18 protein-coding genes are annotated in these 26,096 nt (G+C 61.4%); 5 read left to right on the top strand and 13 right to left on the bottom strand.

What is annotated here, in order from left to right; genetic code table 11:
* Nucleotides 1-18 precede the first annotated feature (18 nt).
* Together dapA and ACIQ2A_RS07795 are read right to left on the bottom strand one after the other, a co-directional pair.
* Nucleotides 19-909 (bottom strand): 4-hydroxy-tetrahydrodipicolinate synthase, encoded by an 891-nt coding sequence (gene dapA / locus ACIQ2A_RS07800; RefSeq protein ID WP_398477559.1) that lies wholly within the window; start codon nt 907-909, stop codon nt 19-21.
* Between the two features lie 69 nt (nt 910-978).
* Nucleotides 979-1,233 (bottom strand): hypothetical protein, encoded by a 255-nt coding sequence (locus ACIQ2A_RS07795; protein ID WP_398477557.1) that lies wholly within the window; start codon nt 1,231-1,233, stop codon nt 979-981.
* Between the two features lie 190 nt (nt 1,234-1,423).
* On the opposite strand from ACIQ2A_RS07795, the gene ACIQ2A_RS07790 reads away from it, so the two are divergent.
* Nucleotides 1,424-1,687, top strand: a complete 264-nt coding sequence (locus tag ACIQ2A_RS07790; RefSeq protein ID WP_398477585.1) for a DUF6496 domain-containing protein — start codon at nt 1,424-1,426, stop codon at nt 1,685-1,687.
* A gap of 33 nt (nt 1,688-1,720) precedes the next feature.
* Here ACIQ2A_RS07790 and ACIQ2A_RS07785 read toward each other — a convergent pair whose 3' ends face one another.
* Both ACIQ2A_RS07785 and ACIQ2A_RS07780 read right to left on the bottom strand, forming a co-directional pair.
* Nucleotides 1,721-1,981 carry a hypothetical protein gene (locus ACIQ2A_RS07785; RefSeq protein ID WP_398477555.1) on the bottom strand — a complete coding sequence of 87 codons (261 nt, stop codon included), beginning with the start codon at nt 1,979-1,981 and terminating at the stop codon, nt 1,721-1,723.
* A 2-nt stretch (nt 1,982-1,983) separates the two neighbouring features.
* Nucleotides 1,984-2,868, bottom strand: a complete 885-nt coding sequence (locus ACIQ2A_RS07780) for a Ku protein (RefSeq protein WP_398477553.1) — start codon at nt 2,866-2,868, stop codon at nt 1,984-1,986.
* 98 nt (nt 2,869-2,966) lie between these two features.
* On the opposite strand from ACIQ2A_RS07780, the gene ligD reads away from it, so the two are divergent.
* On the top strand, nt 2,967-5,660 hold the full coding sequence (ligD, locus tag ACIQ2A_RS07775; RefSeq protein WP_398477551.1) for a DNA ligase D: 2,694 nt from the start codon (nt 2,967-2,969) through the stop codon (nt 5,658-5,660).
* Nucleotides 5,661-5,739: 79 nt separating this feature from the next.
* On the opposite strand, the gene ACIQ2A_RS07770 is transcribed toward ligD, so the two are convergent.
* Nucleotides 5,740-5,904 carry a DUF3309 family protein gene (locus tag ACIQ2A_RS07770; protein WP_212392490.1) on the bottom strand — a complete coding sequence of 55 codons (165 nt, stop codon included), beginning with the start codon at nt 5,902-5,904 and terminating at the stop codon, nt 5,740-5,742.
* Between the two features lie 146 nt (nt 5,905-6,050).
* Between ACIQ2A_RS07770 and ACIQ2A_RS07765 the strand changes: the two genes are divergently transcribed.
* The gene (locus ACIQ2A_RS07765; protein WP_398477548.1) at nt 6,051-6,359 is read left to right on the top strand and encodes a polyhydroxyalkanoic acid system family protein; all 309 of its coding nucleotides are present in this window, start codon (nt 6,051-6,053) and stop codon (nt 6,357-6,359) included.
* A gap of 207 nt (nt 6,360-6,566) precedes the next feature.
* On the opposite strand, the gene treY is transcribed toward ACIQ2A_RS07765, so the two are convergent.
* Genes treY through ACIQ2A_RS07735 form a run of 6 tightly spaced genes read right to left on the bottom strand, consistent with a single transcriptional unit; the run spans nt 6,567 to nt 20,535 of the window.
* On the bottom strand, nt 6,567-9,329 hold the full coding sequence (treY, locus tag ACIQ2A_RS07760; RefSeq protein WP_398477546.1) for a malto-oligosyltrehalose synthase: 2,763 nt from the start codon (nt 9,327-9,329) through the stop codon (nt 6,567-6,569).
* Between the two features lies 1 nt (nt 9,330).
* Nucleotides 9,331-11,082: a malto-oligosyltrehalose trehalohydrolase gene (gene treZ / locus ACIQ2A_RS07755; protein WP_398477544.1), complete on the bottom strand. Its 1,752-nt coding sequence runs from the start codon at nt 11,080-11,082 to the stop codon at nt 9,331-9,333.
* Nucleotides 11,079-13,157, bottom strand: a complete 2,079-nt coding sequence (gene glgX / locus ACIQ2A_RS07750; RefSeq protein ID WP_398477541.1) for a glycogen debranching protein GlgX — start codon at nt 13,155-13,157, stop codon at nt 11,079-11,081. Before glgX ends, treZ begins: the two co-directional genes overlap by 4 nt.
* Nucleotides 13,158-13,160: 3 nt before the next feature.
* Nucleotides 13,161-15,302: a 1,4-alpha-glucan branching protein GlgB gene (gene glgB / locus ACIQ2A_RS07745; protein WP_398477539.1), complete on the bottom strand. Its 2,142-nt coding sequence runs from the start codon at nt 15,300-15,302 to the stop codon at nt 13,161-13,163.
* Nucleotides 15,299-18,607, bottom strand: a complete 3,309-nt coding sequence (gene treS / locus ACIQ2A_RS07740) for a maltose alpha-D-glucosyltransferase (protein WP_398477537.1) — start codon at nt 18,605-18,607, stop codon at nt 15,299-15,301. The genes glgB and treS overlap by 4 nt, the downstream gene beginning before the upstream one ends.
* 11 nt (nt 18,608-18,618) lie before the next feature.
* Nucleotides 18,619-20,535 carry an alpha-1,4-glucan--maltose-1-phosphate maltosyltransferase gene (locus tag ACIQ2A_RS07735; RefSeq protein WP_398477583.1) on the bottom strand — a complete coding sequence of 639 codons (1,917 nt, stop codon included), beginning with the start codon at nt 20,533-20,535 and terminating at the stop codon, nt 18,619-18,621.
* A gap of 247 nt (nt 20,536-20,782) precedes the next feature.
* Here ACIQ2A_RS07735 and malQ point away from each other — a divergent pair, with 247 nt between their 5' ends.
* Entirely contained in the window at nt 20,783-22,729 is a 1,947-nt protein-coding gene (malQ, locus tag ACIQ2A_RS07730) for a 4-alpha-glucanotransferase (protein ID WP_398477535.1), read from the top strand.
* Nucleotides 22,730-22,752: 23 nt separating this feature from the next.
* The gene (locus tag ACIQ2A_RS07725) at nt 22,753-24,552 is read left to right on the top strand and encodes a glycoside hydrolase family 15 protein (protein WP_398477533.1); all 1,800 of its coding nucleotides are present in this window, start codon (nt 22,753-22,755) and stop codon (nt 24,550-24,552) included.
* 237 nt (nt 24,553-24,789) lie between these two features.
* On the opposite strand, the gene ACIQ2A_RS07720 is transcribed toward ACIQ2A_RS07725, so the two are convergent.
* On the bottom strand, nt 24,790-25,602 hold the full coding sequence (locus ACIQ2A_RS07720; protein ID WP_398477531.1) for an HAD family hydrolase: 813 nt from the start codon (nt 25,600-25,602) through the stop codon (nt 24,790-24,792).
* An 11-nt stretch (nt 25,603-25,613) separates the two neighbouring features.
* Nucleotides 25,614-26,093 (bottom strand): gluconokinase, encoded by a 480-nt coding sequence (locus tag ACIQ2A_RS07715; protein ID WP_398477581.1) that lies wholly within the window; start codon nt 26,091-26,093, stop codon nt 25,614-25,616.
* Nucleotides 26,094-26,096 lie beyond the last annotated feature (3 nt).

The following is a 26,096-nucleotide window of genomic DNA, read 5'->3' as shown; positions in this document are numbered from 1 at the left end:
CGCTTTTGCGACCGGCTTTTATATCGCTCGGGACATGACTTCGTCAGGCGACGCCCAGATCGCCTGCATCGCCATTTGCACTGAATGCTGACCGGCTTCGTCGACGGGCAAACGTGGTAGCCGGACGGCGAAGTTGCCAAATCCGCGCAGGCTGAGCGCATATTTGACGGCAGACGACACGTGCTCCGGCGATAATGTCTCGGCAAGTGGCATCAACATCTCGGAAATCGTGCTCGCATAACGCGGGCAGCCTTTTCGTGTCGCGTAATACATGCCGCGGCAAAGCTGCGGCGCGACATTCGCCACGGCTGAGACCACTCCGTCACCCCCCGTCAGCAAATAAGACAGCGCCGTCGCGTCGTGCCCGGTCAGGAGCCGGAAGCCCGGCGGCAACAGAAGGCGCAGCCGGGCGAGCCGCGACGCGTCGCCGGCATCGTCACGCAGGCCGATCACGCGCGATGACGCGGCGAAATCGATGATGACGTCATCCGTCAGCGCCCGCACGCAGCGCGATGGCGCATCATGCAGGATGATCGGTAGTGTGGTTGCGCGCAGGATGGCATGGAAATGTGCGGCGATGCCGTCGGTCGTCGGCTTGTTGTAATAGGGCACGACGAACATCGCGGCATCCGCACCGGCGCTCTGCGCCAAGCGCGTGTATTCGATCGCGCGTGCGGTACAATTTGAGCCGGCGCCCGCGACGATGCGCAGGCGGCCACGGGCGATGCCGACCGCGGTGCGGATCAATGTCCTCCGCTCGTCGTCGGAAAGCGTATCGCCTTCACCGACGGTCTCGCCGACCACGACCGCACTCGCGCCGGCGCGGACCTGGCGTTCGCACAGCCTTGCAAAAGTGAGGAGATCGAGCTCGCCACTAGCCTGAAAAGGCGTAGGAAGATCCGCAATCATGCCATGCAGCCAGTTCCCACCGTGAATGGCCGGACGATTTGGGAGAGGGATTCTAGACATGATGCGCAATCAGGCGACGCGTCGTTGCGGCAGTTCGGTTGGCTGGATCGATGCGCTCATATTGAGCTCGACAACACCGGCGGTCTCGATAATCGCCTCGGGGTGATGGCCGTTTTCGAACAGCGCATAGCGCACAGCATCGACGCGGTTCTTGAACAGGCCGCCAAACAGGCCCCTTTGTTCCTGCGCGACCCACTGGCCGCGGCTGTTTTGACCGATCAGGACGAGGGCAGATCCACACGAGGGAGGTTCGAAGTGAGTCACGTTAGTCTCCTGCAACAACACGCTGGTGCGCGTGGCTGCAAAATGAGCGGCAGGGCATTCGAAAACGAGATGGGAGGACCGACCGCGTTATAGGCGCGGAATAAATGACGGTTTGTCGCATGCGGCATGCGTGAGCTCGGAACCATCAATTGCAGCCGCGATTGGAATGTCCGCCAATATCAGGGAGTTTATGATGGCGAAATATTCCAAGAAGGCCGCGAAGAAAGTCGCGCGCGCGGTGAAAAAAGCCAAGGCCGGCACGCTGAAAAGCGGACGCTCCGGCAAAAAGGTGACAAGCCGCAAACAGGCTATTGCCATTGGCTTGTCCGAAGCGCGTGCCGAGGGCAAGAAGGTGCCTAAGGCGCCCACCAAGAAGGTCACGAAGAAGGCCGCAGCCAAAAAGAACACTGCGAAAAAGACCAAGACGGCCAGCAAAGCGAAGAAAAAGTCTTGATCAGGAGACGTGGGCGAAGCCGCGCAGCAAACGTCACTTCGTCTGCAGCGATGCTTTCAACAGATGATCCTTGCACTCGTCCGTTTTACCCATCGCCATCTTTTCGCTCGCGGCACTGATTTCGTCGGAGGCCGTCTGCTTCTGCTTGCCGTCCGGCATTTTCGCAATCGCCTCGGCGACGAAAGCGATGTTCGACGCATTGCATTCGCGAGCCTGCAATTGCTGCGCGTGTACGGCAGGAATAGCCAATACTGCAGCGATCGCCGCTGCCGCTGGTCCCAGTTTCTTTATCATGATCAGCTTGCCTTGCGATGCCGTGCGGTCGATCGCGCCGCCTTCTTGGCCGGACGCTTGCGTGCTGCCGGCCGACGTGAGGCGGAAGCGCGTTTGGTCGGCGCCTTCCCGCCCTTGAGGCTGGCCTTTAGCGCATCCATCAGATTGACGACATTATCCGGCTTCTCTTCCTTCGCGGCGACCTTGACCGGCTTCCCGGCGGCCTTGCGCTTCACGAGCGTCTTCAGTGCGGTCTCGTATTCGTCCTTGAATTTCTTGGGGTCGAAATGTGAGGCCTTGCTGTCGAGGATATGGGTGGCAAGCTCGATCATGTCTTTCGAGATTTTCGGGTTCTTGATGTCGTCGAAATAGTCGGCTTCGTCGCGCACTTCGTACGGATAGCGCAACGTGGTGGCGAGTAATCCCTTGCCGAGTGGCTCGATGGCAATCACATGCTCGCGATTGGTCAGTACGATCCGCGCCAGCGCCACGCGGTCCTGGTCTTTCATGGCGTCACGGATGACCGCAAAGGCATCGGCACCCGCTTTGCCGTCCGGCGCCATGTAATAGGGGTTGTTGAGATAGCGACGATCGATTTCGTCGCGCGGCACGAAATTGTCGATGTCGATGGTGTGGTTGCTCTCGATCTGAACGGCTTCGAGCTCTTCCTTTTCGATCTCGACATACTCGCCCTTGCTGATCTCGTAGCCGCGCGCCTTCTGGTCCTTCTCGACGACATCGCCGGTTTCGGCGTCGATCATCTGCTGTTTCAGCCGGTTGCCGGTATCGCGGTTGATCATGTGGAATTTGGTTTTCTCCACGGTTGTGGAGGCCGGATACAGGACCACCGGGCAGGTCACCAGCGACAGTTTGAGGGAGCCTTTCCAGTAAGCGCGGGGCGGGGCCATGGGTCCTCCAACTCATACAAAATTGCCTGCGGCGCCAATCGCTTGCGCCTGTGGAACTTCAACGGGGGCTCCCGGTTTTGGTTCCGGTCCCCGCCTTCATGGCCCCCGGAGTATGCGTCGTGGCCGACCGCCAACTATCGATTTACCGCAAGAAGCGTGATTTCGCGCAGACCCAGGAGCCGTCCGGCAAGATCGTGGTCGCGCCGGCCAAGCGGCCGCGTTTCGTGATCCAGAAACACGACGCCACGCGGCTGCATTACGACCTGCGGCTGGAGATGGATGGCGTCTTCAAGTCCTGGGCCGTCACGCGCGGGCCGTCGCTCGATCCCGCCGACAAGCGGCTGGCGGTGGAAGTCGAGGATCATCCGCTCGATTACGGCGACTTCGAAGGCACGATCCCCGCAGGCCAGTATGGCGGCGGCACCGTGCAGCTCTGGGATCGCGGCTACTACGAGGCCGAGGATGCTGCGAAGGGGCTGAAGAAGGGCGATCTCAAATTCACGCTGGACGGCGAGAAGCTGCATGGTGGCTTTGTGCTGGTGCGCATGAAGCGCGACCGCAACGGCGGCAAGCGCACCAACTGGCTGCTGATCAAGCACCGCGATGAATACGCCGTTGACGGCAGCGGCGAGGCAATTCTCGATGAGGATGCATCGGTGGCCTCGGGCCGCAGCATGGATGCAATTGCGGAGGGAAAGGGCCGTGCGCCAAAGCCCTTCATGATAGGCAAGACTGCAAAGATCAAGAAAGATGCTGTCTGGGATTCGAGCGAGGGCGAAGCGGCGGACGCACGCGCGACAAAGAGCGTGAAGACCAAAGCCGATCGAGCGAAGAAAGCGCCGGCGAAGCGGTCTGCGAAGGCCAAGAAAGCTGCGCAAATGCCGGGCTTTGTCGCGCCGGAGCTCTGTGTCTCGGTCGAACGTCCGCCGTCGGCGAGCGGCTGGGCGCATGAGATCAAATTCGACGGCTACCGGATGCAGCTGCGTGTCGAAGGTGGAGAAGCGACGCTGAAGACACGCAAGGGGCTCGACTGGACCGATAGCTTCCCGGCCATCGCCGAAGAGGCGGCCGATCTGCCAGATTGCATCATTGATGGCGAGGTGGTTGGGCTCGATTCATCGGGCGCCCCGGACTTCGCGGCACTGCAGGCGGCATTGTCCGACGGCGAGACCGATACGCTGATCTTCTTCGCGTTCGATCTGCTGTTTGCCGACGGCGAGGACCTTCGGAAACTGCCGCTGGAGGAGCGAAAGTCGCGCCTGAAATCCTCGCTGACCAAAGTGCGCGGTCGCCGCAAGGAAGGACTGATCCGCTATGTCGATCATTTCGAGACCGGCGGCGATGCGATCCTGCAATCGGCCTGCAAGCTTTCATTGGAAGGCATCATTTCCAAACGTCTTTCGGCACCCTACACATCTGGACGCTCGAAGAACTGGAGCAAAGCCAAATGCCGCGCCGGTCATGAGGTGGTGATCGGTGGCTGGAAGACCACCAATGGTAAATTCCGCTCGCTGATGGTCGGCGTTCACAAGGGCGATCATCTCGTTTATGTCGGCATTGTCGGCACCGGCTATGGCGCCGACAAGGTAAGACGCATCATGCCGGCGCTGAAGAAGGCGGCGGCAAAGCAATCGCCATTCGGCGGCGACAATGCGCCAGCGGGCGGTCGTGATGTGCATTGGCTCAAGCCGGAGCTGGTCGCCGAGATCGAATTTGCCGGCTTTACCGGTGCAGGCATGGTGCGTCAGGCATCATTCAAGGGGCTGCGGCAGGACAAGCCGGCGGATGAGGTCGAGGCCGAGACACCGAGCAAGACGACGCTGGCCAAGCCGAAGTCCAAGGGTGCTGCAAAGAAGTCTGCCAAAAAGACAGCTTCCAAATCGCCCGCAAGCAAATCTGCCGACGTCATGGGCGTGGCACTTTCCCATTCCGACAAGGCGCTATGGCCCGATGCCGGTGACGATGAGCCGGTAACGAAGCGCGATCTCGCGGAATATTTCGAAGCAATCGGCGACTGGATGATGCCGCATCTGAAGGGCCGGCCATGCTCCGTTGTGCGCGCGCCTGATGGCATCGACGGCCAGCAGTTCTTTCAGCGTCATGCCATGGCGGGAACGTCAAATTTGCTGGAACTGGTCAAAGTGGCGGGCGATCGCAAGCCCTATCTACAGATCGACCGCATCGAAGGTCTCGCAGCGGTGGCGCAGATGGGCGGGCTCGAACTGCATCCCTGGAATTGCGCGCCCGGCGAGCCCGACGTACCTGGCCGGTTGGTCTTTGATCTGGACCCATCGCCAGAGGTGACATTCGCAGATGTCATTGCCGCGGCGCGCGAGCTGCATGAGCGGCTCACAAAGATCGACATGGAGAGTTTTTGCAAGACCACCGGTGGCAAGGGCTTGCATGTGGTCGTCCCGCTCAAGCACGGCGCGCGGGATCGTGTCGATTGGAAAACGGCAAAGACATTTGCACAGGCCATTTGCCAGCAGATGGCGACGGATGATCCCGGGTGCTATCTGATCAACATGTCAAAGGCCAAGCGGAAGGGAAAGATTTTCCTCGATTATCTCCGCAACGACCGGATGGCGACGGCGGTTGCCGTGCTTTCACCTCGCGCGCGAAAAGGCGCCACCGTGTCGATGCCGCTGACCTGGCCGCAGCTCCGTGCCGATCTTGATCCTGCGAAGTTTACGCTGCGCAACGTGCCGGCACTTCTGAAGAAGAGCAAAGCCTGGATGGGGTACGAAAATGCTGCCTCATCGATCAAGGCTGCGATCGCGAACATGAAATAGCGTTTAAGTATGCAAGCTACAAAAAAAAAAGCGCGCGGTCCGTTGCTGAACCGCGCGCTTCGCATTCAAGTCTCGCTGCTTACAGTCGGCCGAGCAGCAAGAGAATCAGCAGGATCACGATCACGAGGCCGAGGCCACCACCGCCATAGTAACCGGTGCCGTAGAACGGTCCGCCACCGATGCCGCTAAAGCCGCCGAGCAGGGCGATGATCAGGATAATCAGAATAATCGTACCAATGGACATGTTGTCTCTCCTCAGCCTTCTTATGTTTCCGTTGCGCCTGCGATAAAAACGCGCGGCCCGCGCCAAGGTTCCATCGATGAAACCGATGAGGAGCTTTTGCTTGGCGGCGTGCGTTATGACGTGACGCACACAACAGGAAGTTCACGATGTCTGCACCGCTCACCGTCTCCATTCCGCATTCACTCGGCCGCGAAGAAGCTGCCCGCCGGCTCAAGAGCGGCCTTGCGCGCGCTGCCACCGGTGTGCCGATGGTGAAAATCGAAGACGAGCGCTGGGACGGGGATCGTCTGGATCTTCGTGTCCGCGCAATGGGGCAAGTGGCATCCGGGCATGTCGATGTGCTCGACGATCGCGTCAATATCGAAGTAACACTGCCGTGGCTGCTGCAACGCTTCGCGGAGGTCGCGCAAGCGACGATCAAATCACGCGGAAAGTTATTGCTGGAAAAGAAATAGGCCGGTCGTGCGATGTTGCTTCGCAGCATAAATCGACATGCAGCTGCGTGCGCTGCACATCGAATGCGTCGGTAACCTCTCGCAAACATTTTGATGAAAATCTTCGTCTTGTGCGGAGTAAGGGAACCGAACGCGACTCTGAGTCGGCACGACATCCGCCAGGCCGTCCGGCATGGATCCCGGGCGGCCTTGTCGTTTTCCATCCTCTTACTGCAAGCGTGTCGATCGAATTTTCTTCGGCGCAGCCTGCGCTTTGATGATCGTGACCGGCAGGTGTGTGAAATGCGCGGCGACGCTGATGTCCTTTACGTCGTAACCAGGTGCTAGCACCGTTGCGTCAAGCGTCGATCCGTCAAACCACTTGCGGCCGTTATCGGTGAAACCAGCCAATGAGCGGCCGACGATGACAATCGCGGCATCGCGTTGATATCGACGCGCGAAAGCGACGACATGCGCTGCATGTGGCCCGGTGATCTCAAGGGGCTCATATTCGCCATAGGTGAAAATGTCGGCGAGTTCGCCCCGCAGCTTCAGCAATTCATGCGTCCAGGCGAATTTGATGTGGCTGTTGTCCCAGGTCTCGGACAGTACCTTCCAATCCGGCGTCTTGATCTTTTCCAGCACAGCGACCCGCTCGGCGAAATCCACCGGGCGGCGATTGTCGGGATCGACCAGGGAGGTGTCGAAGAATTCCGTGCCCTGATAAAAATCGGGCATGCCGGGAATCGTTGCTTTCAGCGTGATCTGGCTGAGCGAATTGGCTGCACCGATCAGCGCCATCCGTCGCGCAAAGGCGTCGATCTGCTCGATGAAGTCGTTTGACTTGGCGGGATCGAGAATGCGGGCAAGAAACTCTTTCAGGCCATTTTCATAAGCTTCATGCGGATTGAGCCAGCTGGTCTCTTCCTTGCCCTCGCGCGCAGCCTTCAATGCATAAGCCTGCATCCGTTCGAGGAACGTCTCGTCGCGGGTATCGAGCTCCCATGCGCCGACAAGTGCCTGATACAGCATATATTCGAATGATGCGGAGGGAGAACGCATGTCACCCTCGGTGATCACATGCGGCGCGTTCAGCATCTTCCAGCGGCTCACTGCCGTCGCCCATTCGCCTGGCAGCTCCGCCAAAGCGAGCAGGCGCGTGCGGGCGTCCTCGCCACGTTTGGTGTCATGCGTGGCCGTGGACGTCATCCCATGGCGATATTCGCTGGCACGCTGGATCATCAAGTCGTGAAAGCGTTTGACAGGCATCGCCTCGGCAGCGGGTTCGCCGCCGACTTCGTTGAGCGCGAGCAGCTTGTGATAGCGATAGAAGGCGGTGTCCTCGAGCGACTTCGCCATGGTCGGGCCGGTGAATTGCTGCACCTTGAAGGCGAAGCGACGCACGCGTGGCTTGCTGTGGGCCGGGCGGCCTGGCTTGAGCAGATCAAGGGTCAGCGCGTCGCGCAGAAAGTCGAACAATCCCTCATCGGTGCCGAACCATTCGGCGCGCGCCTTTTCGATGGTCTCCGAGATCAGCTGGCGGTCGAGCGCGGACGGGCCGGCGGCGGTGAGATAGGTGCGATAGACAGGGAAATGCAGCACATAGAGCTCGAAAGCCTGGCGCAGCGTATCGGCGGAGAAATCGCGGGTGGAATAATGGCCATTGGCGATGCGCGCGAGCAGGCGCGTCAGCACGGTGAATTCGGACAGCAATAGCGTGTCGAGGACGCGGCGTTTGGCGTCTTTTAACAGCGGCGCGAACTTTGGCGAGGTGTTGCTGACCTGCCGCCAGGTTTCGCCGAGCGGCTCAAGGCCCTTTTCCTCGACCAGCATCTGGGTGATCGCATTGAGCCATTCATAGCCGGTGGTGCCATGTACGCCGGCAAACGGCACCAGCTTCTCGTCTTCGCCGAGGATTTTCTCGACGACGACATAGAACGGCTTGGCGTTGCCCTGCGCTTCGCGGATCAGGCGGCGCAGGCGCTGGAAATATTGCGAGGGATCACGCAGGCCGTCGATGTGATCGAGCCGAAGGCCCTGCAGCTTGTCCTCGGCGATCAGCCGTTTCACCTGCGTGTGGATGGCCTCGAAGGTGCCGCTGTCCTCGACCCGCAAACCGGCCAGCGTGTTGACGTCGAAGAAGCGGCGATAATTGATCTCGCTGGAGGCGAGGCGCCACTGGCCGAGCTTGTAGTGCTGGCGCTCCAAAAGCATATGCAACGTCTGGATCTGCGTCGGACGCTCAGGTCCCGCGCGATAGGCGTCGAGGCCACGGGTGATGACATCGGCTGCACCCGCGATACCGGCGAGTTGCTGCTTGAACGCAGGCGCCTCGCTGCGGTTGGGGTGGCGTAGACCCTTGTGCTTGCCGGCCAGTGTCAGGATCGCGCGGCCGGCCGCGGTGTCGCCGGCATCGGCTTCCTTGACGATGCTGCGCAGCATCTCGCTATAGCGCTCCGGCGCGATCGGCAGGCGATGCTCGTAATACCAGGCCGAGAAGCTGCCTTCCTTCGGATCATATTTGAGTTCGATCTCGCCATTCTCAAGCGCCTGGCCATAGCTGGAACCGATAATCGGCAGCAGCAATCCGCCGCGGGCGCGATAGGGCAGGGTCTCCCAGTCGATGTCGAACGAGACCGCATGCGGCGAGGCCTGGCCCCATTCCAGCACATCCAGCCACCACGGATTGTCGGCATAGTGCACGCCCACATGATTGGGCACGAAATCGAGGATCAGGCCGAGATCGTTCTTCTTCAGCGCCGCACTCATGCGCTCGAAGCCGGCATCGCCGCCGAGTTCGGGATTGAGCTTGGTGTGATCGACGATGTCGTAGCCATGGGTCGAGCCCGCACGCGCCTTCGTGAAAGGCGAGGCATAGACATGGCTGATGCCGAGCGCCTTGAGATAAGGAGCGATCAGGGCTGCGGCATCGAAATCAAAATCCTTGGTCAGTTGCAGGCGGTAGGTGGCGGTCGGGATGGCCGGCGGCATTCTACTTGTCTCCAATCCACCACTGGATCGCCCATGGCGCCAGCGCGTCGCCCTGCCGGCCCCAGATCAATGTGCCGCTGGCCGCGGGTGCGGTCACCGCTTTGTCAGATAGATTGGCGCGCAGCACCAACAGGCTGTCGTCACTCATCGTCCAGTTCGCAATCAGCAATCCGTCGGCGTGCTCGACTTTGCCGAAGCGGGCGCCAATGCTGCGCGGCACGATGTGCTGCTTCCGCATCCGCAGCAGGTCGCGCACCATGGCCCAGCGTCGCTTGCCGGCGCCGTCGCGCATCTCCCAGTCGATCTTGGCATTGTCGAAGGTCGCGGCATCCAGCGGATCGGGAATGTCGTCGCCATATTTTTCATAGGCGCTGGCGAATTCCTTCTTCCGGCCATTACGCACGGCATCCGCGAGATCACCCTGGAAATCGCAGAAGAACGGGAACGGCACTTTCGAACCCCATTCCTCGCCCTGGAACAGCATCGGCACCATCGGCGCCAGCAGCGTGATGGCCAACGCCGCCTCGACTGCCAAGGGATCGGCGATCGCCTCGAGTCGATCACCGAGGGCGCGGTTGCCGATCTGGTCGTGGTTCTGCAAAAAATTGACGAAAGCCGATGGCGGCAACGCGCCGCTGGGCTCGCCACGTTCCTCGCCGCCGCGATGCGCGGAAGGCTGGCCCTGATAAGCGAAGCCGGAGCCGAGCGCCTGCACGACGTGATCTATCGGGCGGGGCGCGTAATCGGCGTAATAGCCCTTGTCCTCGCCGCTGAGCAGCACATGCCAGGCGTGGTGATAATCGTCATTCCACTGCGCACGATACTTGCCACGCGCCGGATTGGTGACGGGATCGAGCAAGCCGGCACGGTTATCGTCGTTTTCCAGCACGAGATGGATCTGCCGGCCGGTGTCGGCCGCGAGCTTACCCACTTCGCGCGAGAGTTCATGCAGCATCGGCACGTCGCCGGGCTCGGTGATGGCGTGCACGGCGTCGAGGCGAAGGCCGTCGAAGCGATAGTCGCGCAGCCACATCAGTGCATTCTCGATCGCATAGGCACGAACTGCCGGCTGGCGGTAGTCGATCGCCGAGCCCCAGGGCGTCTGCGCGTCGCAGAAGAAGGTCGGCGCATAGGCGCCGATGTAATTCCCTTCCGGGCCGAAATGGTTATAGACCACGTCGAGAAACACGCTGATCCCGCGCAGATGCGCTTCGTCGATCAGCGCCTTGAGATCATCGGGGCGGCCATAGACATGGTCCGGCGCGTAGAGCAGCACGCCGTCATAGCCCCAGTTGCGGGAGCCGGCGAAATCGGCGAGCGGCATCAGCTCAAGCGCGGTGAAACCGGTTTTGACGAGATGATCGAGCTTGTCGATCATGGCGCGATAGGTGCCATCCTGCGTAAACGTGCCGACATGGGTCTCCAGCAGCACGGTCTCGTCCCATGGCCGTCCACGCCAGTCAGCGGCGAGCCACTGATAGGCGCTGTGATCGATGATCTCGCTGGGGCCGTTGACATCCTCGGGTTGAAATGACGAGCCGGGATCGGGCACTTCTGTCTTGCCGTCGATGCGGAAGCGATAGGTGGCGCCGGCCGTGACGCCCGGCACATCGACGCTGTACCAGCCATCCTCCTCTGCCGTCATTGCCACCGGCTGATCCAGCATGACCTCGACGCGGCCGGCAGCTGGCGCCCAGAGGCGAAAGGTGGCGCCCTTGTCGGTCAGGCGTGGTCCAAAACTACGCGCGCTCATGCAGGTGTCCCCGCGAATGCGAGAACGGAGCGCGGCGGCGCGTCCACATCGGCGCCGGGGGGCAGGATGGCGATGGAGAGATTGTCGTCGGCAGTGTTCAGCACTTGGCGCCAGCTCTTGAATTCGGTGAGTTTTGGCAGCTTGAAGGGAATGCCCTCAGGCGCCGCGTTCAGGACGATGAACAACGGATTGCCGCCCTTTTCGTTCGAACTCAGCACGTAAGAAAGGAACCGGCCGTCCGGAAATGCCCAGTCGGCCTCGGTCATCTCGTCGGCAGACGGTGTCAGCCACAGCACGCCATAGCTGCCATCGGCGCGGCGACCGTCGAGCCATTTTTGCGCGGTGATCTGCGGGAAGCGTTTGCGCATCTGCGCCATGTGGCCGATGAAGTCGGTGAGGTCGTCGTCTCTGTTGCCGAGGCCGCTCCAGTCCACCCAGCCGATCTCGTTGTCCTGGCAATAGGCATTGTTGTTGCCGCCCTGGCTGTTGCCGACCTCGTCGCCGGCGAGCAGCAGCGGCACGCCCTGGGCGAGATACAGGCAGGCGAGCTGGTTCTTCCTCAGTTGCCGGCGCAGGGCGTTGATCGCGGGATCGTCGGTCGGTCCCTCGACGCCGAAATTATTGCTGTGATTGTCGGTGGAGCCGTCGCGATTGTCCTCGCCATTGGCCTCGTTATGTTTCTCGTTATAGGCAAACAGGTCGGCCAGCGGGAATCCGTCATGCACGGTGACATGATTGATGCCGGCGCGCTGCTTGCGGCCGTCATGGTTGAACGTGTCCGACGAGCCGGTCATGCGGCGCGACACGTCGCCGATCAGCGAGCCTTCGCCGGCCCAGTAGCGGCGCATGGCGCTGCGATATTTGTCGTTCCATTCCGACCATTGCGACGGATAGGCGCCGACCTGATAGCCGCCCATGCCGAGATCCCACGGCTCGGCGATCATTTTGGCATTGGCCAGCACCGGGTCCTGCCGGATCGCGGTGAGGAAGCCGCTATTGCGGTCAAAGCCGTTCGGGCCGCGCGCCAGTTCGGTGGCGAGATCGAAGCGGAAGCCATCGACATGGCAGACCTCAACCCAGTAGCGCAGCGAATCCATCACCATCTGCAGCACGCGCGGATGGGTGAGGTTGAGCGACGATCCGCAACCGGTGAAGTCGTCATAGTAACGCGCATTGTCCGGCATCAGCCAGTAATAGGAGGCGTTGTCGATGCCGCGGAATGACAGTGTCGGACCGAGATGGTTGCCCTCGGCCGTGTGGTTGTAGACGACGTCGAGGATCACCTCGATGCCGGCATCGTGCAGCCGGGCGACAGTGGTGCGGAACGCATCGAGCGGATTGTCGGCGCCGTAGCGCGCTTCTGGCGCGAAGAAGCTGAGCGTGTTGTAGCCCCAGTAGTTGACCAGCTTCATCTCGACGAGGCGCCGGTCATCCACAAAGGCGTGCACGGGCAACAGCTCGACGGACGTGACGCCGAGCCGCTTGAGGTGATCGATCATCGAAGGTGCTGCGAGGCCGCGATAGGTGCCGCGCAATCCTGCCGGCACATCCTTGCGGCCCATGGTGAGGCCCTTGACATGTGCCTCATAGAAAATCGTGTCTTCCCAGGAAATGTTTGGCGGCGCTTCGCGGCGACCCCAATTGAAGGTTTCATCGACGACCACGGCCTTGGGCATGCCGCGGGCATTGTCGCGGCGGTCGAAGGAGAGGTCTTCGCGCGATGAACCGGTGCGATAGCCGAAATGCGCGTCGCTCCAGACAAGGCGCCCGGCGAGCTTCTTCGCATAGGGATCGAGCAGCAGCTTGTGCGCGTTGAAGCGGTGGCCGTGCTCGGGCTCATACGGCCCATGCACCCGGTAGCCGTAGAGCTGGCCCGGCGAGATGTCGTTGAGATAGCCGTGAAAAACGTGCTCGTTATATTCCGGCAGTTCGATGCGTTCGAGTTCGCGGCGGCCCTGACCGTCGAACAGGCACAGTTCGACCTTGGTGGCGTTGGCGGAGAACAACGCAAAATTCGTCCCCCGCCCGTCCCAGCTTGCGCCGAGGCGGGAGGGCGTTCCGGCTGACAGGCGCATCGATTAAGCTTCCGGTCGTAGAAAAATAGCTGCGAGGGGCGGCAATGTCAGGCTGAGTTCAGGCACAAGTCCGACAGCGGTCACTTCGCCGGAATTGCCGACATTGCTACCGCCATAAATTCCGGCGTCGGAATTCAACACTTCGCGCCACTTGCCGGTGAACGGCACGCGGACGCGATAGTCGCGATAGACGTTAGGTGAGAAATTCACGACGATAAGGCACTGTTCGCGCGGCGCGTTACCCTTGCGCAGCCAGGCGAAGACATTGTTGCCGGCGTCGTCGGTCACCATCCACTCGAAGCCTGCAGGATCGCAATCGAGTTCGTGCAGCGCCGGGGTGTCGCGATACAGCGTGTTGAGATCGCGGATCAGCGAATGGATGCCGGCATGCTTGTCCTGCTCGAGCAGGTGCCAGTCCAGCGAATGATCGTGATTCCACTCACGTTCCTGGGCGAATTCGCAGCCCATGAACATCAGCTTCTTGCCGGGATGGCCGAACATGAAGGCGTAGTAGGCGCGCAGGTTCGCAAAACGCTGCCAGTCGTCGCCGGGCATGCGGCCAAGCAGCGAGCGCTTGCCGTGCACGACCTCGTCATGGGACAGCGGCAGGATGAAGTTTTCCGAGAACGCATATTGCAGCCCGAACAGGATGTCGTTGTGCTGGTATTTGCGATAGATCGGATCCTTGCTGATGTAATTCAGCGTGTCGTGCATCCAGCCCATATTCCACTTGTAGCCGAAGCCAAGCCCGCCGAATTCGACCGGACGCGACACCTGCGGCCATGAGGTGGATTCTTCCGCGGCCGTGGTGGCATTGGGGAATTTGCCGAATACTTCGCGATTGAAACGGCGCAGGAATTCGATCGCCTCGATATTCTCGCGGCCACCATATTTGTTCGGAATCCAGGCACCTTCCGCGCGGCTGTAATCGAGATAGAGCATCGACGCCACGGCATCGACGCGTAACCCGTCGATATTGTAGCGGTCCATCCAGAACAGCGCGTTGGAGACCAGGAAGTTCACCACTTCCGTGCGCCCGTAATTATAGATCAGCGTGCCCCAGTCCATATGCCGGCCCTGTAGCGGGTTGGCATGTTCATAGAGGGCGGTGCCATCGAACTGGCCAAGGCCATGCGGATCGTCAGGGAAGTGGCCGGGCACCCAGTCGAGCAGCACGGCCAGCCCTTCGGCGTGGCAGGCGTCGATCAGCGCTGCAAAATCCTCGGGCGAGCCGAAGCGGCTTGTCGGCGCATACATGCCGGTGGGCTGATAGCCCCACGAGCCGTCAAAGGGATGCTCGTTGACGGGCAGGAATTCGATATGGGTGAAGCCGAGATCCTTGGCATATTGCGGCAGTGTTTCGGCCAGATCGCGATAGCTCAGCCACTCATTGTCGCCCTTGCGGCGCCACGAGCCGAGATGCACCTCATAGATCGACATCGGCTTGCCCAGCGCATTGATGCCTTCGGGCGCCGGGCGCGGCAACGGGACCTTTGTCTCGTCCAGCACGATGGACGCCGTCGATGGACGGACTTCCGCGGAAAACGCAAACGGATCGGACTTCAGCGGCACCTGGCCGTGCGGGCCGATGATGTCGAATTTATAGTGATTGCCGGCCGTGGCGCCGGGCACGAACAGCTCCCAATAGCCCGCGCCGCGCACCCGCATCGGATGCCGGCGCGAGTCCCAGAAGTTGAAATCGCCGACCACGCTGACGCGCTTGGCATTGGGGGCGAGCACCACGAACGCCACGCCGGCAATGCCGTCGATCACCCGCTGATGGGCGCCGAGCTTGTCATAGATGCGCTGGTCGGTGCCTTCGCCGAGCAGATAGAGATCGAAGTCGGTCAGCAGTGGCGGAAAGCGATAGGGGTCTTCGAGATCGACCACGCTGTCGCCGAATTTGGCGCGGAGCTGATATTTTGTCGACCCATTGGCCAGCGGGCCGACGAACAGGCCTGAATCGTGCACCCGCTCCAGCGGGGTGGTGGCGCCGTGATCGTCGATGGCATCCACCTTGACGGCGTCCGGCAGGAAAGCGCGCACCACCGTGCGGTCGTTCTCCTTGTGCGGCCCGAGATAATGGAACGGGTCCGAGTGACGTCCCTCGATGATGGCATAGGCTTCGGCGGGAAGATTGGTCATACGGATTCCTTCGGCTCACCGTTCAAGATACGCAACAAACCGGCGAGCGGTACGCGCAGCCAATCGGGGCGATGTGCGAGTTCGTATTCGATCTCGTAGAACGCTTTCTCGATCAGGAAGAATTTGAGCATGTCATCGGCCGCTTTGGCGTCCGCCGGCCACAGCCGCTTGTCGGTCATGGCCTCGCGATAGGCCTCGACGAACGCGTCGATGGCCCGGTCGCGCCAGGAGGTGAGGGCGATGGCGAGCTTGCCGTTCTCGTCCGGTGCGACCTTCTCTGCGCGTTCCAGCGCGGCGGTGGCGGAATAATCGATCGAGCGGATCAGGCCGGCGACATCGCGCGCGGCCGGTGCCTTGCGGCGACGATCGGCGATGGCGCGGCGTGGCTCGCCCTCGAAATCGATGATGAAGATGTCGTCCTTGACGATCAGCATCTGGCCGAGATGGAAGTCGCCATGATGGCGGATCTTCAATCCATCGATTTTGGCAGGCAGCAGGCTGTTCAACGTGTCACGAAGATCGTTGCGCAGGGCCAGAACCGCATCGATCAGGCCGCGGTCCTGTTCACGCGCGCCATTGCGACGCTGCGCAAGCAGGCTGAACACCGGCTCTGCGCGGGTGACGATCTCGTCGGTCCAGAGCCCGATATCTGCATCGCTCGTCGGTTCCGGCTTGAAGTCGGCGATATCATCGCGGCTTGCCAGCGCGATCTGCATTTCGGCGACGCGCAGGCCCGTCTGCGTCATATAACGGAGATAGGCGTTCTGGTCCTCGCTCATCTCATGACCGTCATCCACGGCGAGCAGCCGCTCGCGCTCGACGAAACGGTCGAGATAACCGGATGAGACGGTCCAGGCATCGCCCTGATTCTGCACGAAGGCATGCACGATGGAGACGGCGCTGCGCTCGTCACCTTCGATCAGCTCGATGCTGCCGAGCAATGCCGGTGTATTGGCGAATCCGGCAATCTCGGTGAGGAAGTGACCGACCTCGATCTCCGGGTTGATACCGGTCTGCAGCTTGCGATAGATTTTCACCACATAGTCGCTATCGACCAGAGCGGTCGAATTCGACTGTTCGGTTTCCACGGCCCGGATATTCTCGAGCTTGTGCTGTGGCTTGTCGGTGAGCTTCTTGGTCGGGCGGAATTCGAGCTTGATGCCTTCGACTTCCTCCACCGTCACCGAATTGCGCAGATTGTACAGCAATAGCGAGATGAAGATCTCGTCGGTGGCGACGTCCAGCAGCGTGCCCTCGCGCGCGCCCTGGCGCACGGCAGCGAACGCCTTCGGGTTGTAACGGTCGCGATCGAAGCGCACCCAGTCGATCTGCATGGGCAACACATAGCGGGATTTGGTGCCGCGCTGGGTGGTCTCGAAGAACACCAGCCATGGCCGGTTGTCGCCGATCAGCGCGAACGGTGTTGCCGAAGTCAGCGTCGGCTGGATCGCCTTGGCATTGCGTTCGGGATACCAGCGCGAGCGTGACAGGAAGCCCGGCAACACGTCGTGCTCGAATACGCCGCGCGTGCGCGCCAGCGTCATCCAGGTCGAGCCGAGCGGCACCACCAGAGTTTCGAATTCCGGCACAACAGCCGGCTGCGAGTGTTCGGAAACATCGCGCTTCTCGAGCTGGAACCAGTAGAAGCCATACGGCGCCAGCGTGACCATATAGGGCAGCTCGCCGATGGGCGGGAATTTGGTGCGGCCGAGCATTTCCAGCGGCACGCGTTCCTTCCACGGCGACAGATCGAGTTCGGTCGCTTGCGCAGCGCGCGACAGATTGGCGACGCAGAGGATCACCTCGTCACCATACTGCCGCACATAGCACAGCACCGAGCGGTTTTCCGGCCGGATGAAGGTCATGGTGCCGCGGCCAAAGGCCAGCGTCGACTTCCTCACGGCAATGAGACGCTTCGTTGCCGACAACAGTGACGACAGGCTGCGCGATTGCGCTTCCACATTCACGGATTCGTAGCCGTAGATCGGGTCCATGATCGGCGGCGCATACAGACGTGCGGGGTCGGCGCGGGAGAATCCGCCATTGCGGTCGGGCGCCCATTGCATCGGCGTGCGGACGCCGTTGCGGTCGCCGAGATAGATGTTGTCGCCCATGCCGATTTCATCGCCATAATAGATGATCGGCGTGCCTGGGAACGACAGCAGCAGCGAGTCCAGCAATTCGATCTTGCGGCGGTCGTTGTCCATCAGCGGCGCGAGGCGGCGACGGATGCCGACATTGATGCGCGCACGCGGATCATTGGCGTAAGTCGACCACAGATAATCGCGCTCGACATCGGTGACCATTTCCAGGGTCAGCTCGTCGTGATTGCGCAGGAACATGGCCCACTGGCAGTTGTCCGGAATGTCCGGCGTCTGCCGCATGATGTCGGTGATCGGGAAACGATCTTCCTGCGCCAGCGCCATATAGATGCGCGGCATCAGCGGGAAGTGATAGGCCATATGGCATTCGTCGGAATTGCCAAAGTATTCCTGCACGTCCTCCGGCCATTGATTGGCCTCGGCCAGCAGCAGGCGCCCCGGCGCATAGGCGTCGAGCTCGGCGCGCAGATGCTTGATGACCTTGTGGGTCTCCGGCAGGTTCTCGTTATTGGTGCCGTCGCGTTCGATCAGATACGGGATGGCGTCGAGACGGAATCCATCGACGCCGGCATCGAGCCAGCGCTTCATCACCTGCACCACAGCGGAGACGACGCGCGGATTATCGAAGTTCAGGTCCGGCTGATGCGAGAAGAAACGGTGCCAGTAATAGGCCTTGGCTTCCGGATCCCACGTCCAGTTGGATTTCTCCGTATCGGTGAAGATGATCCGGGTGCCGTCATATTTCTTGTCACTGTCGCTCCACACATACCAGTCGCGTGCGGATGATCCTGCCGGACTGCGACGGGCGCGCTTGAACCAGTCGTGCTGGTCCGACGTGTGATTGATCACGAGCTCGGTGATGACGCGCAGGCCACGGCGCTTCGCTTCATGGATGAAGCGCTTGAAGTCCTTCATCGTGCCGAAGTCGGGATGGATCGTGCCGTAATCGGCGATATCATAGCCGTCATCGCGGCCGGGCGACGGATAGAACGGCATCAGCCACAGTGTGGTGACGCCGAGCTCCTGCAGGTAATCCAGCTTCTCGGTCAGGCCCGCGAAATCGCCGATGCCGTCATTGTTGCTGTCAGCGAAAGTTTTCACATGCAGCTGGTAGATGATCGCGTCCTTGTACCAGAGCGGATCGATCGCATTGTTCGGCGGCGCCACGTCGGTCTTCGGCTTGATGTCGGTCATCACATTCATTACGGGCGCTTTCAGGCGAGGCAGCGGAACAGGGCGGCGGGATCGCGTTGCGGATCGATGCGCAGGCGGATGCCGCCCCATTCGACGCCGTGGCGCTCACCGGTGATGATGTTTTCGACGGCAGCGACATTGCGCGTCTCGCCATCGACGAGGATCTGGGTGTCGATGGGCAGCCAGAACTCATAGGCCTCGCGCGAGATCGCGATGGCACCGGCCACCGTGTTGGTGCCATCTACCGAGGTCTTCACAAAGCCGATGATGTTGTCGTTCTCCACCGGCATGAAGCGCAGGTTGGAGATCTGCTGCAGCGCCGGATTGGCGCGGCGGGCGAAATTCAACGCGGTGATGTATGGGATGATGTTGCCCGGCTTGTGCCAGTCGCGCGTCTTGATCTCATATTTCTCGGAGTCGAGATATTCTTCCTTGCCCGGAATGGCCTCGTGTTCGAGCAGCTCGAAGCCGTTATAGACGCCGTAGACCGAGGACAGAACAGCAGCCAGCGCCACGCGCGACTTGAACATCCACTGCTCACCCGATTGCAGGTGATAGGGCAGGATGTCCGGCGTGTTGACGAAGAAGTTCGGCCGATAATATTCGCGCTCGGGATAGCGGCACAGCTCGTTGAGATACTGCTCGATCTCCCACTTCGCCGTGCGCCAGGTGAAATAGGTGTAGCTCTGAGAGAAACCGAGCTTCGCCAGGCCCTTCATCAGCTTCGGTCGCGTGAACGCTTCAGCGAGGAACAGCGCATCCGGATGCTTCAGCTGCACCTCATGGATCGCCCATTCCCAGAACCGCAGGGGTTTGGTGTGCGGATTGTCGATGCGGAAAATCTTGACGCCCTGATCGCACCAATAGAGCAGCATGTCGCGCAGCGCATTCCACAGCGAGCCGGCATCGTCGCAGGTGAAGTCGGGATTGTGGATGTCCTGATATTTTTTCGGCGGATTCTCGGCATATTTCATCGAGCCGTCCGGCCGGCGCTTGAACCAGTCCGGATGCTGCTTGACCCATGGATGGTCCGGCGAGCACTGCACGGCGACGTCGATCGCGACTTCCATGTCGTGCTGCTTGCAGGCCGCGATCACCGCATGGAAATCCTCCAGCGTGCCGAGATCGGGGTGGATCGCGTCATGGCCGCCTTCCTTGCCGCCGATGGCATAGGGGCTGCCGACATCGCCGGGCTCGGCGGTCAGCGAATTGTTCTTGCCCTTGCGGTTGGTCTCGCCGATCGGGTGGATCGGCGTGAAATACAGCACGTCGAATCCCATCGCGGCGATCTCGGGCAGGCGTTCGATGCAATCGCGGAACGTGCCATGCTGGCCGGGCAGCTTGCTCTGGCTGCGCGGGATCATCTCGTACCAGGCGCCGTTGCGGGCGCGCTCGCGGTCGATCATCAGCGGCAGCAGCGCAGAGCGGGTGAGATCCGGGCGCGGTTGCGCTTCAGCCATGGCTTCGCGCAGTTTTGGCGAGCGCAGCGGCTCGGTTTCGCCGGTCTGCAGATAGGCCTCGCATTGCTTGACGATGAAAGCCGACGCCTCTTCGCCGCCGGACTGCGCCTTGGTCATCATCCCCGCGCCTTCCAGCGCGTCGAGCGTGACATCCTGGCCGGCCTTCAGCTTCAGGTCGAAGCCGTGGCGCCAGGTGGCGAATTCGTCCGTCCAGGCCTCGATGGCATAGACATAGCGGCCGATGGCCGTGGGTGTGAAGGTGCCGTGCCAGCGGTCGTTGACGTCCATCGTCATCGGCGCCCGCTGCCAGTCGCGATCCTGCTCGCGGCGCCAGACGATGGCGGCGTCGATGATCTCGTGACCGTCGCGATAGATATCCGCCCAGACCTCGATGGCTTCGCCCGCAATGCGTTTGACCGGAAAGCGACCGCCATCGATGATGGGGTAGATATCCTCGATATGGAACGCGCCGCCCATGGCGGTGCTTGCAGTGGTCTGAGATGTTCTGTTCACGGTGATGCCATCAACAAGAGGGATGTCTGCGCCCGTGTGGAGACAAGACGCTGCAATTGTATAAGAAGCCTCGTGACAGGGGTTTGGTTCCCCATGGAACCGAGCTTAGGACATTGCGTTGAAAACTGGCTATCCTCTTCGTTAACCTCCTGAAATCTCGCAGCAACTTGGAATTGTTCCGCAGTTGTTTGCCCTGCAAAGTGCGTGCCGAATGGACCTTGACGCCAAAGCCGCCGAACTCGGCATCCAGACCGGTTTTCACGACGGACAGGGACAGTGGCACACCACTGACGCCGCCGCGCTGAAGATCATTCTCGACGCGCTGCCGGTGCGCGCCCCGCGCCGTTTTCTCGATCATGTGGTGGCGCTGCCGGCGGGCGAGGGTGGCCGGACGCAGCTGACCGAGGCTGTGACAGGGCCGCTGAAATGGGAGGTGTGGGACGGCGATCGGCTCGTGGCCGAGGGCTCGGCCAATGGCCGAGAGATCGCCTGGCCGGCCGATCTGCCCATCGGCGTGCACCGCCTGCGGCTGGCCGACGCCTCGCTCTATTCGGAAGAGGCCGCCCTCGTGGTGGCGCCAGGCAAGGCCTATGCCGGCACATTCGAGCGCAGCTGGATCGTGGCCGTGCAACTCTACGGCCTGCGCTCGGAGCGCAATTGGGGCATTGGTGACTTCACCGATCTGCAGAGTCTGATCCGCGCCGGGGCCCGCCTCGGTGCCGGTGGCGTGGGTCTGAACCCGCTGCATGCGCTGTTCGACGATCGCCCATCCGAATGCAGCCCGTATTCGCCGAACAGCCGGCTGTTTCTCAATCCGCTCTATATCGATGTCGAGGCGCTGCCGGAATTCACCGGGGCCGCCGATAGCGAACTGGCGCCGCTCCGGCGCTCGACGCTGGTGGATTATCCGGCCGTCGCGACCGCCAAATGGAAAGCCCTGCGCGCCGCCTTCGAGGTATTTCAGGCCGATTCAAAATCACCGCGTCAGGCCGCCCTCGCTGCATTCCGCAACGAGCGTCCGCTGCTGACGCGTTTCGCCTGTTTCGAGGTGCTGCGCCATCGCTACCAGAAAGCCTGGTGGGATTGGCCGACCGAATGGCAGCATCCCGACGACGCCAGATGCGCCGAGCTTCGCGCTGGCCCTGATGGCGCCGAAGTCGCCTTCATCGAATATGTGCAATGGAATGCCGACCTTCAGCTCAAGGCCTGTTTCGATCTCACCATCGAACTGAAAATGCCGGTCGGCCTCTACCTCGATGTCGCCGTCGGCGTGCAGGCGGGCGGATTCGATGCCTGGAATGAGCAGGTCGCGATCTCGCGGCATCTCTCCGTCGGTGCGCCGCCCGATGCGCTGCAGCCCGCCGGCCAGAACTGGGGTCTCGCCGGCTTCAACGCGGCCGGCCTGGAGTCCAAGGGCTTTGCGCCGTTCAAGGAGATGCTGCGCGCCTCCATGCGTTACGCCGGCGCCATCCGGCTCGATCATGTGCTCGGCCTCAACCGCCTCTATGTCGTGCCGCATGGCTATCGTCCGAACAACGGTGCCTATGTCAAAATGCCGCTGGAAGCGCTGCTCGCCGTCACCGCGCAGGAAAGTGTCGACAACAATTGCGTCGTCATCGGTGAAGATCTCGGCACCGTCCCCGACGGTTTCCGCGATCATATGGCCGCATGGGGTATCTGGTCGTATCTCGTCATGATGTTCGAGCGCGACGAGCGCTATGCGTTCCGCGGCATCGATTATTACCAACCGAATGCACTGGTGACCTTCAACACCCATGATCTGCCGACCTATAGCGGCTGGCGCAGCTATCACGACCTGCAGCTCAAGCGCTCCATCGGCATCGATCCCGGCGAGAGCGACGATGCGCGCCGCTATGCCCTGCAGATGCTGGACGAGGTGCTGCGACAGAATGGCATCGACCGCACCGATTTCTACGGCGTCGCTCACTTTCTCGCGCGCACGCGGACCCGTCTCGAAGCCATCGCGTTGGAAGATCTGCTTGGCGTCACCGATCAGCCGAATATTCCCGGCACCATCGACGAGCATCCCAACTGGCGGCAGCGTCTGCCCGCCACGGTGGAGCATCTGGTGGACAGCATCGATCGCGACGCCCTGAAGATTGCGACTGCGGAGAGGAGTTCGTCCGCAGTGACCTAACCCTTATCAGCGGCGGAGATATCTTGTTCAGCAATATCGAAGACTACGCTCTGATCGGCGATTGTGAGACCGCCGCGCTCGTTAATCGCAACGGCTCCATCGACTGGCTGTGCTGGCCGGCGTTTGATTCCGATGCCTGTTTCACCGCATTGCTTGGCACCAAGGATCACGGTCGCTGGCTGATTGCTCCCGCCGCGCCGATCAAGACCTGCAAGCGGCGCTATCGCGGCGACTCGCTGATCCTGGAAACGACGCTGGAGACCGACGACGGCGCCGTCACGCTGATCGATTTCATGCCGCCGCGTGGGGCCGCCTCCGACATCGTCCGCATCGTGCGCGGCGAGCGTGGCACCGTAAAAATGCGGATGGAAATGATCATCCGCTTCGGTTTCGGTACCGCCATTCCATGGGTGAAGCGCGACGACGATGGCGCGCTGCTGGCGATCTGCGGGCCGGATATGGCGGTGCTGCACACGCCGGTGGAGACCCATGGCGAGAACCTCACCACCGTCGCCGAATTCGAGATCAAGCAGGGCGACAGCGTGCCATTCGTGCTCACTTATGGGCCCTCGCATCTCAAGGTGCCCGCCGCGATCAATGTCGATCACGCGCTGAAGGACACCGAGGAATTCTGGAAGGAATGGAGCGGTCGCTGCACCTATAAAGGCGAGCATCGCGATCTGGTGATGCGCTCGCTGATCACGCTGAAGGCGCTGATCTATGCGCCATCCGGCGGCATCGTGGCTGCGCCAACCACATCGCTGCCCGAGAAGCTCGGCGGCAGCAGAAACTGGGACTACCGCTTCTGCTGGCTGCGCGACGCGACCTTCACCCTGCTGGTGCTGATGAACAGCGGCTACACCGACGAAGCGCGCGCCTGGCATCATTGGCTGCTGCGCGCCGTGGCCGGCTCGCCGTCCGAGATGCAGATCATGTATGGCATCATGGGCCAGCGCCGCCTGCTGGAATGGGAGGCCGATTGGTTGCCCGGTTATGGCGGCGCGCTGCCGGTGCGCATCGGCAACGCCGCCCATGCGCAATTGCAGCTCGATGTCTATGGTGAGCTGATCGACAGCTTCCATCAGAGCCGCGTGGCCAAGCTCGATCTCGACGACGGCACCTGGGCGGTGGAAGGCGAGATTCTCGAACATCTGGCTTCGGTGTGGAGCCGCCCGGATCACGGCATCTGGGAGCGCCGCGGCAACGGCAAGCATTATGTGCTGTCGAAAGTGATGTGCTGGGTCGCCTTCGATCGGGCCATCAAGAGCGCGGAAATGTTCGATCTCGAAGCGCCGCTGGACAGATGGAAAGCGCTGCGCGACGAGATCCACCGCGACGTCTGCGAGAAGGGCTTTGATCCCCGCGAAAACACCTTCGTTGAGTCCTATGGGTCGGACACATTGGACGGCGCCATCCTGTTGCTGCCCGCCGTCGGCTTCCTGCCGATCGACGATCCCCGCGTGACGGGGACTATTGCAGCGACCGAAAAATATCTGATGCGTGATGGTTTTGTGTTGCGCCACGATCCGCGCGAGGTCACCGGCGAAATCCAGCCGGCGGAAGGCGCGTTTCTCGCCTGCTCATTATGGCTGGCCGAGGCCTATATCCAGATGGGCGAGATCGCGAAGGCGGAAGAACTGTTCGACCGCGTCGTCGGCGTCGCCAATGATGTCGGGCTTCTCGCGGAAGAATATGATAGCGGCGCCAAGCGCCAGACGGGCAATTTTCCGCAGGCGCTCACGCATATCGCGTTGATCGCGGTGGCCCATAATCTGGCGGGGGCGAAGCGGCCGCAGGAGAAAAAGAAGGAAAGGGCGAAGTGAAGCGAGCGACACCCCGACCTCTGTCCTCATGGTGAGGAGGCGCGTGACGCCGTCTCGAACCATGAGTTGGCCGGGTTCAGAGCCTGCGGCCATCCTTCGAGACGCCGCTGCGCGGCTCCTCAGGATGAGGGACGGAGAAGCGAGTTGGGATTAATGTCCTGAGCAAGTCGAGCCAAAAATACCCCATCGCTTTATGAGACAGACTCTCAGGATGAGGCTATGTTTGAGGTATCGACGCTACGAAACAGCGTTCCTCTTCAAGATAATCTCCACGGCCCCCGCAAATCCCTCATCCTCATTCGACGTCGTGACATCCGTCGCCTGCGCTTTCACGGCGTCACTCGCATTCCCCATCGCCACCGACATCCCGGACACGGCGAACATCGGCAGATCATTCCGCATATCGCCCACCGTCGCGATCGCCTCCAGCGAGATGCCGAGTCGTTCCGCCATCGCCTTCACGAACGTCCCCTTGCTCTGGTTCGGCGGCGTCACGTCGAGATAATAATTCTGCGACCGCACGGCGACCGCGCTGTCGCCCAGCACCTGCTGCATCTCGGTCTCGCAGCGCTCCAGCAGCGGGAAGTCCGAACTTGCGCCGACGATCTTGCAGGCCTTGGCGTAATACGGGCCGAAATCCTCCACCATCAATGGCGCATGCTGGATGGTGTCGCGCTCATGCGGCACATATTTGCCGTCGTCGCGCTTGATGACCCAGTCGTCATTGGTGAAGATCCAGACATCGACGCCATATTTGTCGAGGATCTCGATGCTCTTGCGTGCCGCCGCCTCGCCGATCAGATGCTGCACCATCGGCTTGAGATCACCATCCACCATCGATGAGCCATTGAACGGCCCGATCGGCAGCGTGATGCCGAGCGGCTCGATGAGGAAGCGCATGCCCACCGGGGGACGGCTCGACGTAATGGTGAAGCCGATGCCGTTGTCTTCCAGTTTCTTGACCGCGGCCTTGGCCTTGTCGGTCAGTCGCTTGTCATGGGTCACCAGCGTGCCGTCCACATCGGAAACGACGAGAGCGATCTTGGTCATGGTGCGATCCTTCAGGTCGGCAGTTGCTTCATGATGGCATCCACGATGCCGTCAATCTCGTCGTCGATGGACACCGTGATCACGCGCTCATCGGGACCGGGCACTTCCAGCGTCTTGAACTGGCTGTCCAGCAACGACGGCGGCATGAAGTGATTCTTGCGCGCCGCCATGCGTTTGCCGATCAGCTCCTTCGATCCATCGAGATAGACGATGCGAATATCGTGCCGGCCATGAACCAGCAGATTGCGATAGACCCGCTTCAGCGCCGAACAAGCCACGACCAGCCTGCCGCCTTCGGCAGTGATGCGGTCGATCTCGTCGGCAATGCTCTGCAACCAGGGCCAGCGATCTTCGTCGGTGAGCGGCTGGCCGGCGCGCTGTTTTTCGACATTCGCGGGTGGATGAAAGTCGTCACCGTCCGCAAACCGCCAGCCGAGCCGGTCGGCCAAAGCCTTCCCGATCGAGCTCTTGCCCGAGCTCGACACGCCCATCAC

Source organism: Tardiphaga sp., from assembly GCF_044336785.1.
GTDB lineage: Bacteria > Pseudomonadota > Alphaproteobacteria > Rhizobiales > Xanthobacteraceae > Tardiphaga.
The sequence above is the reverse complement of the archived record's forward strand: the minus strand, read 5'-3'. Positions and strand labels throughout refer to the sequence as shown.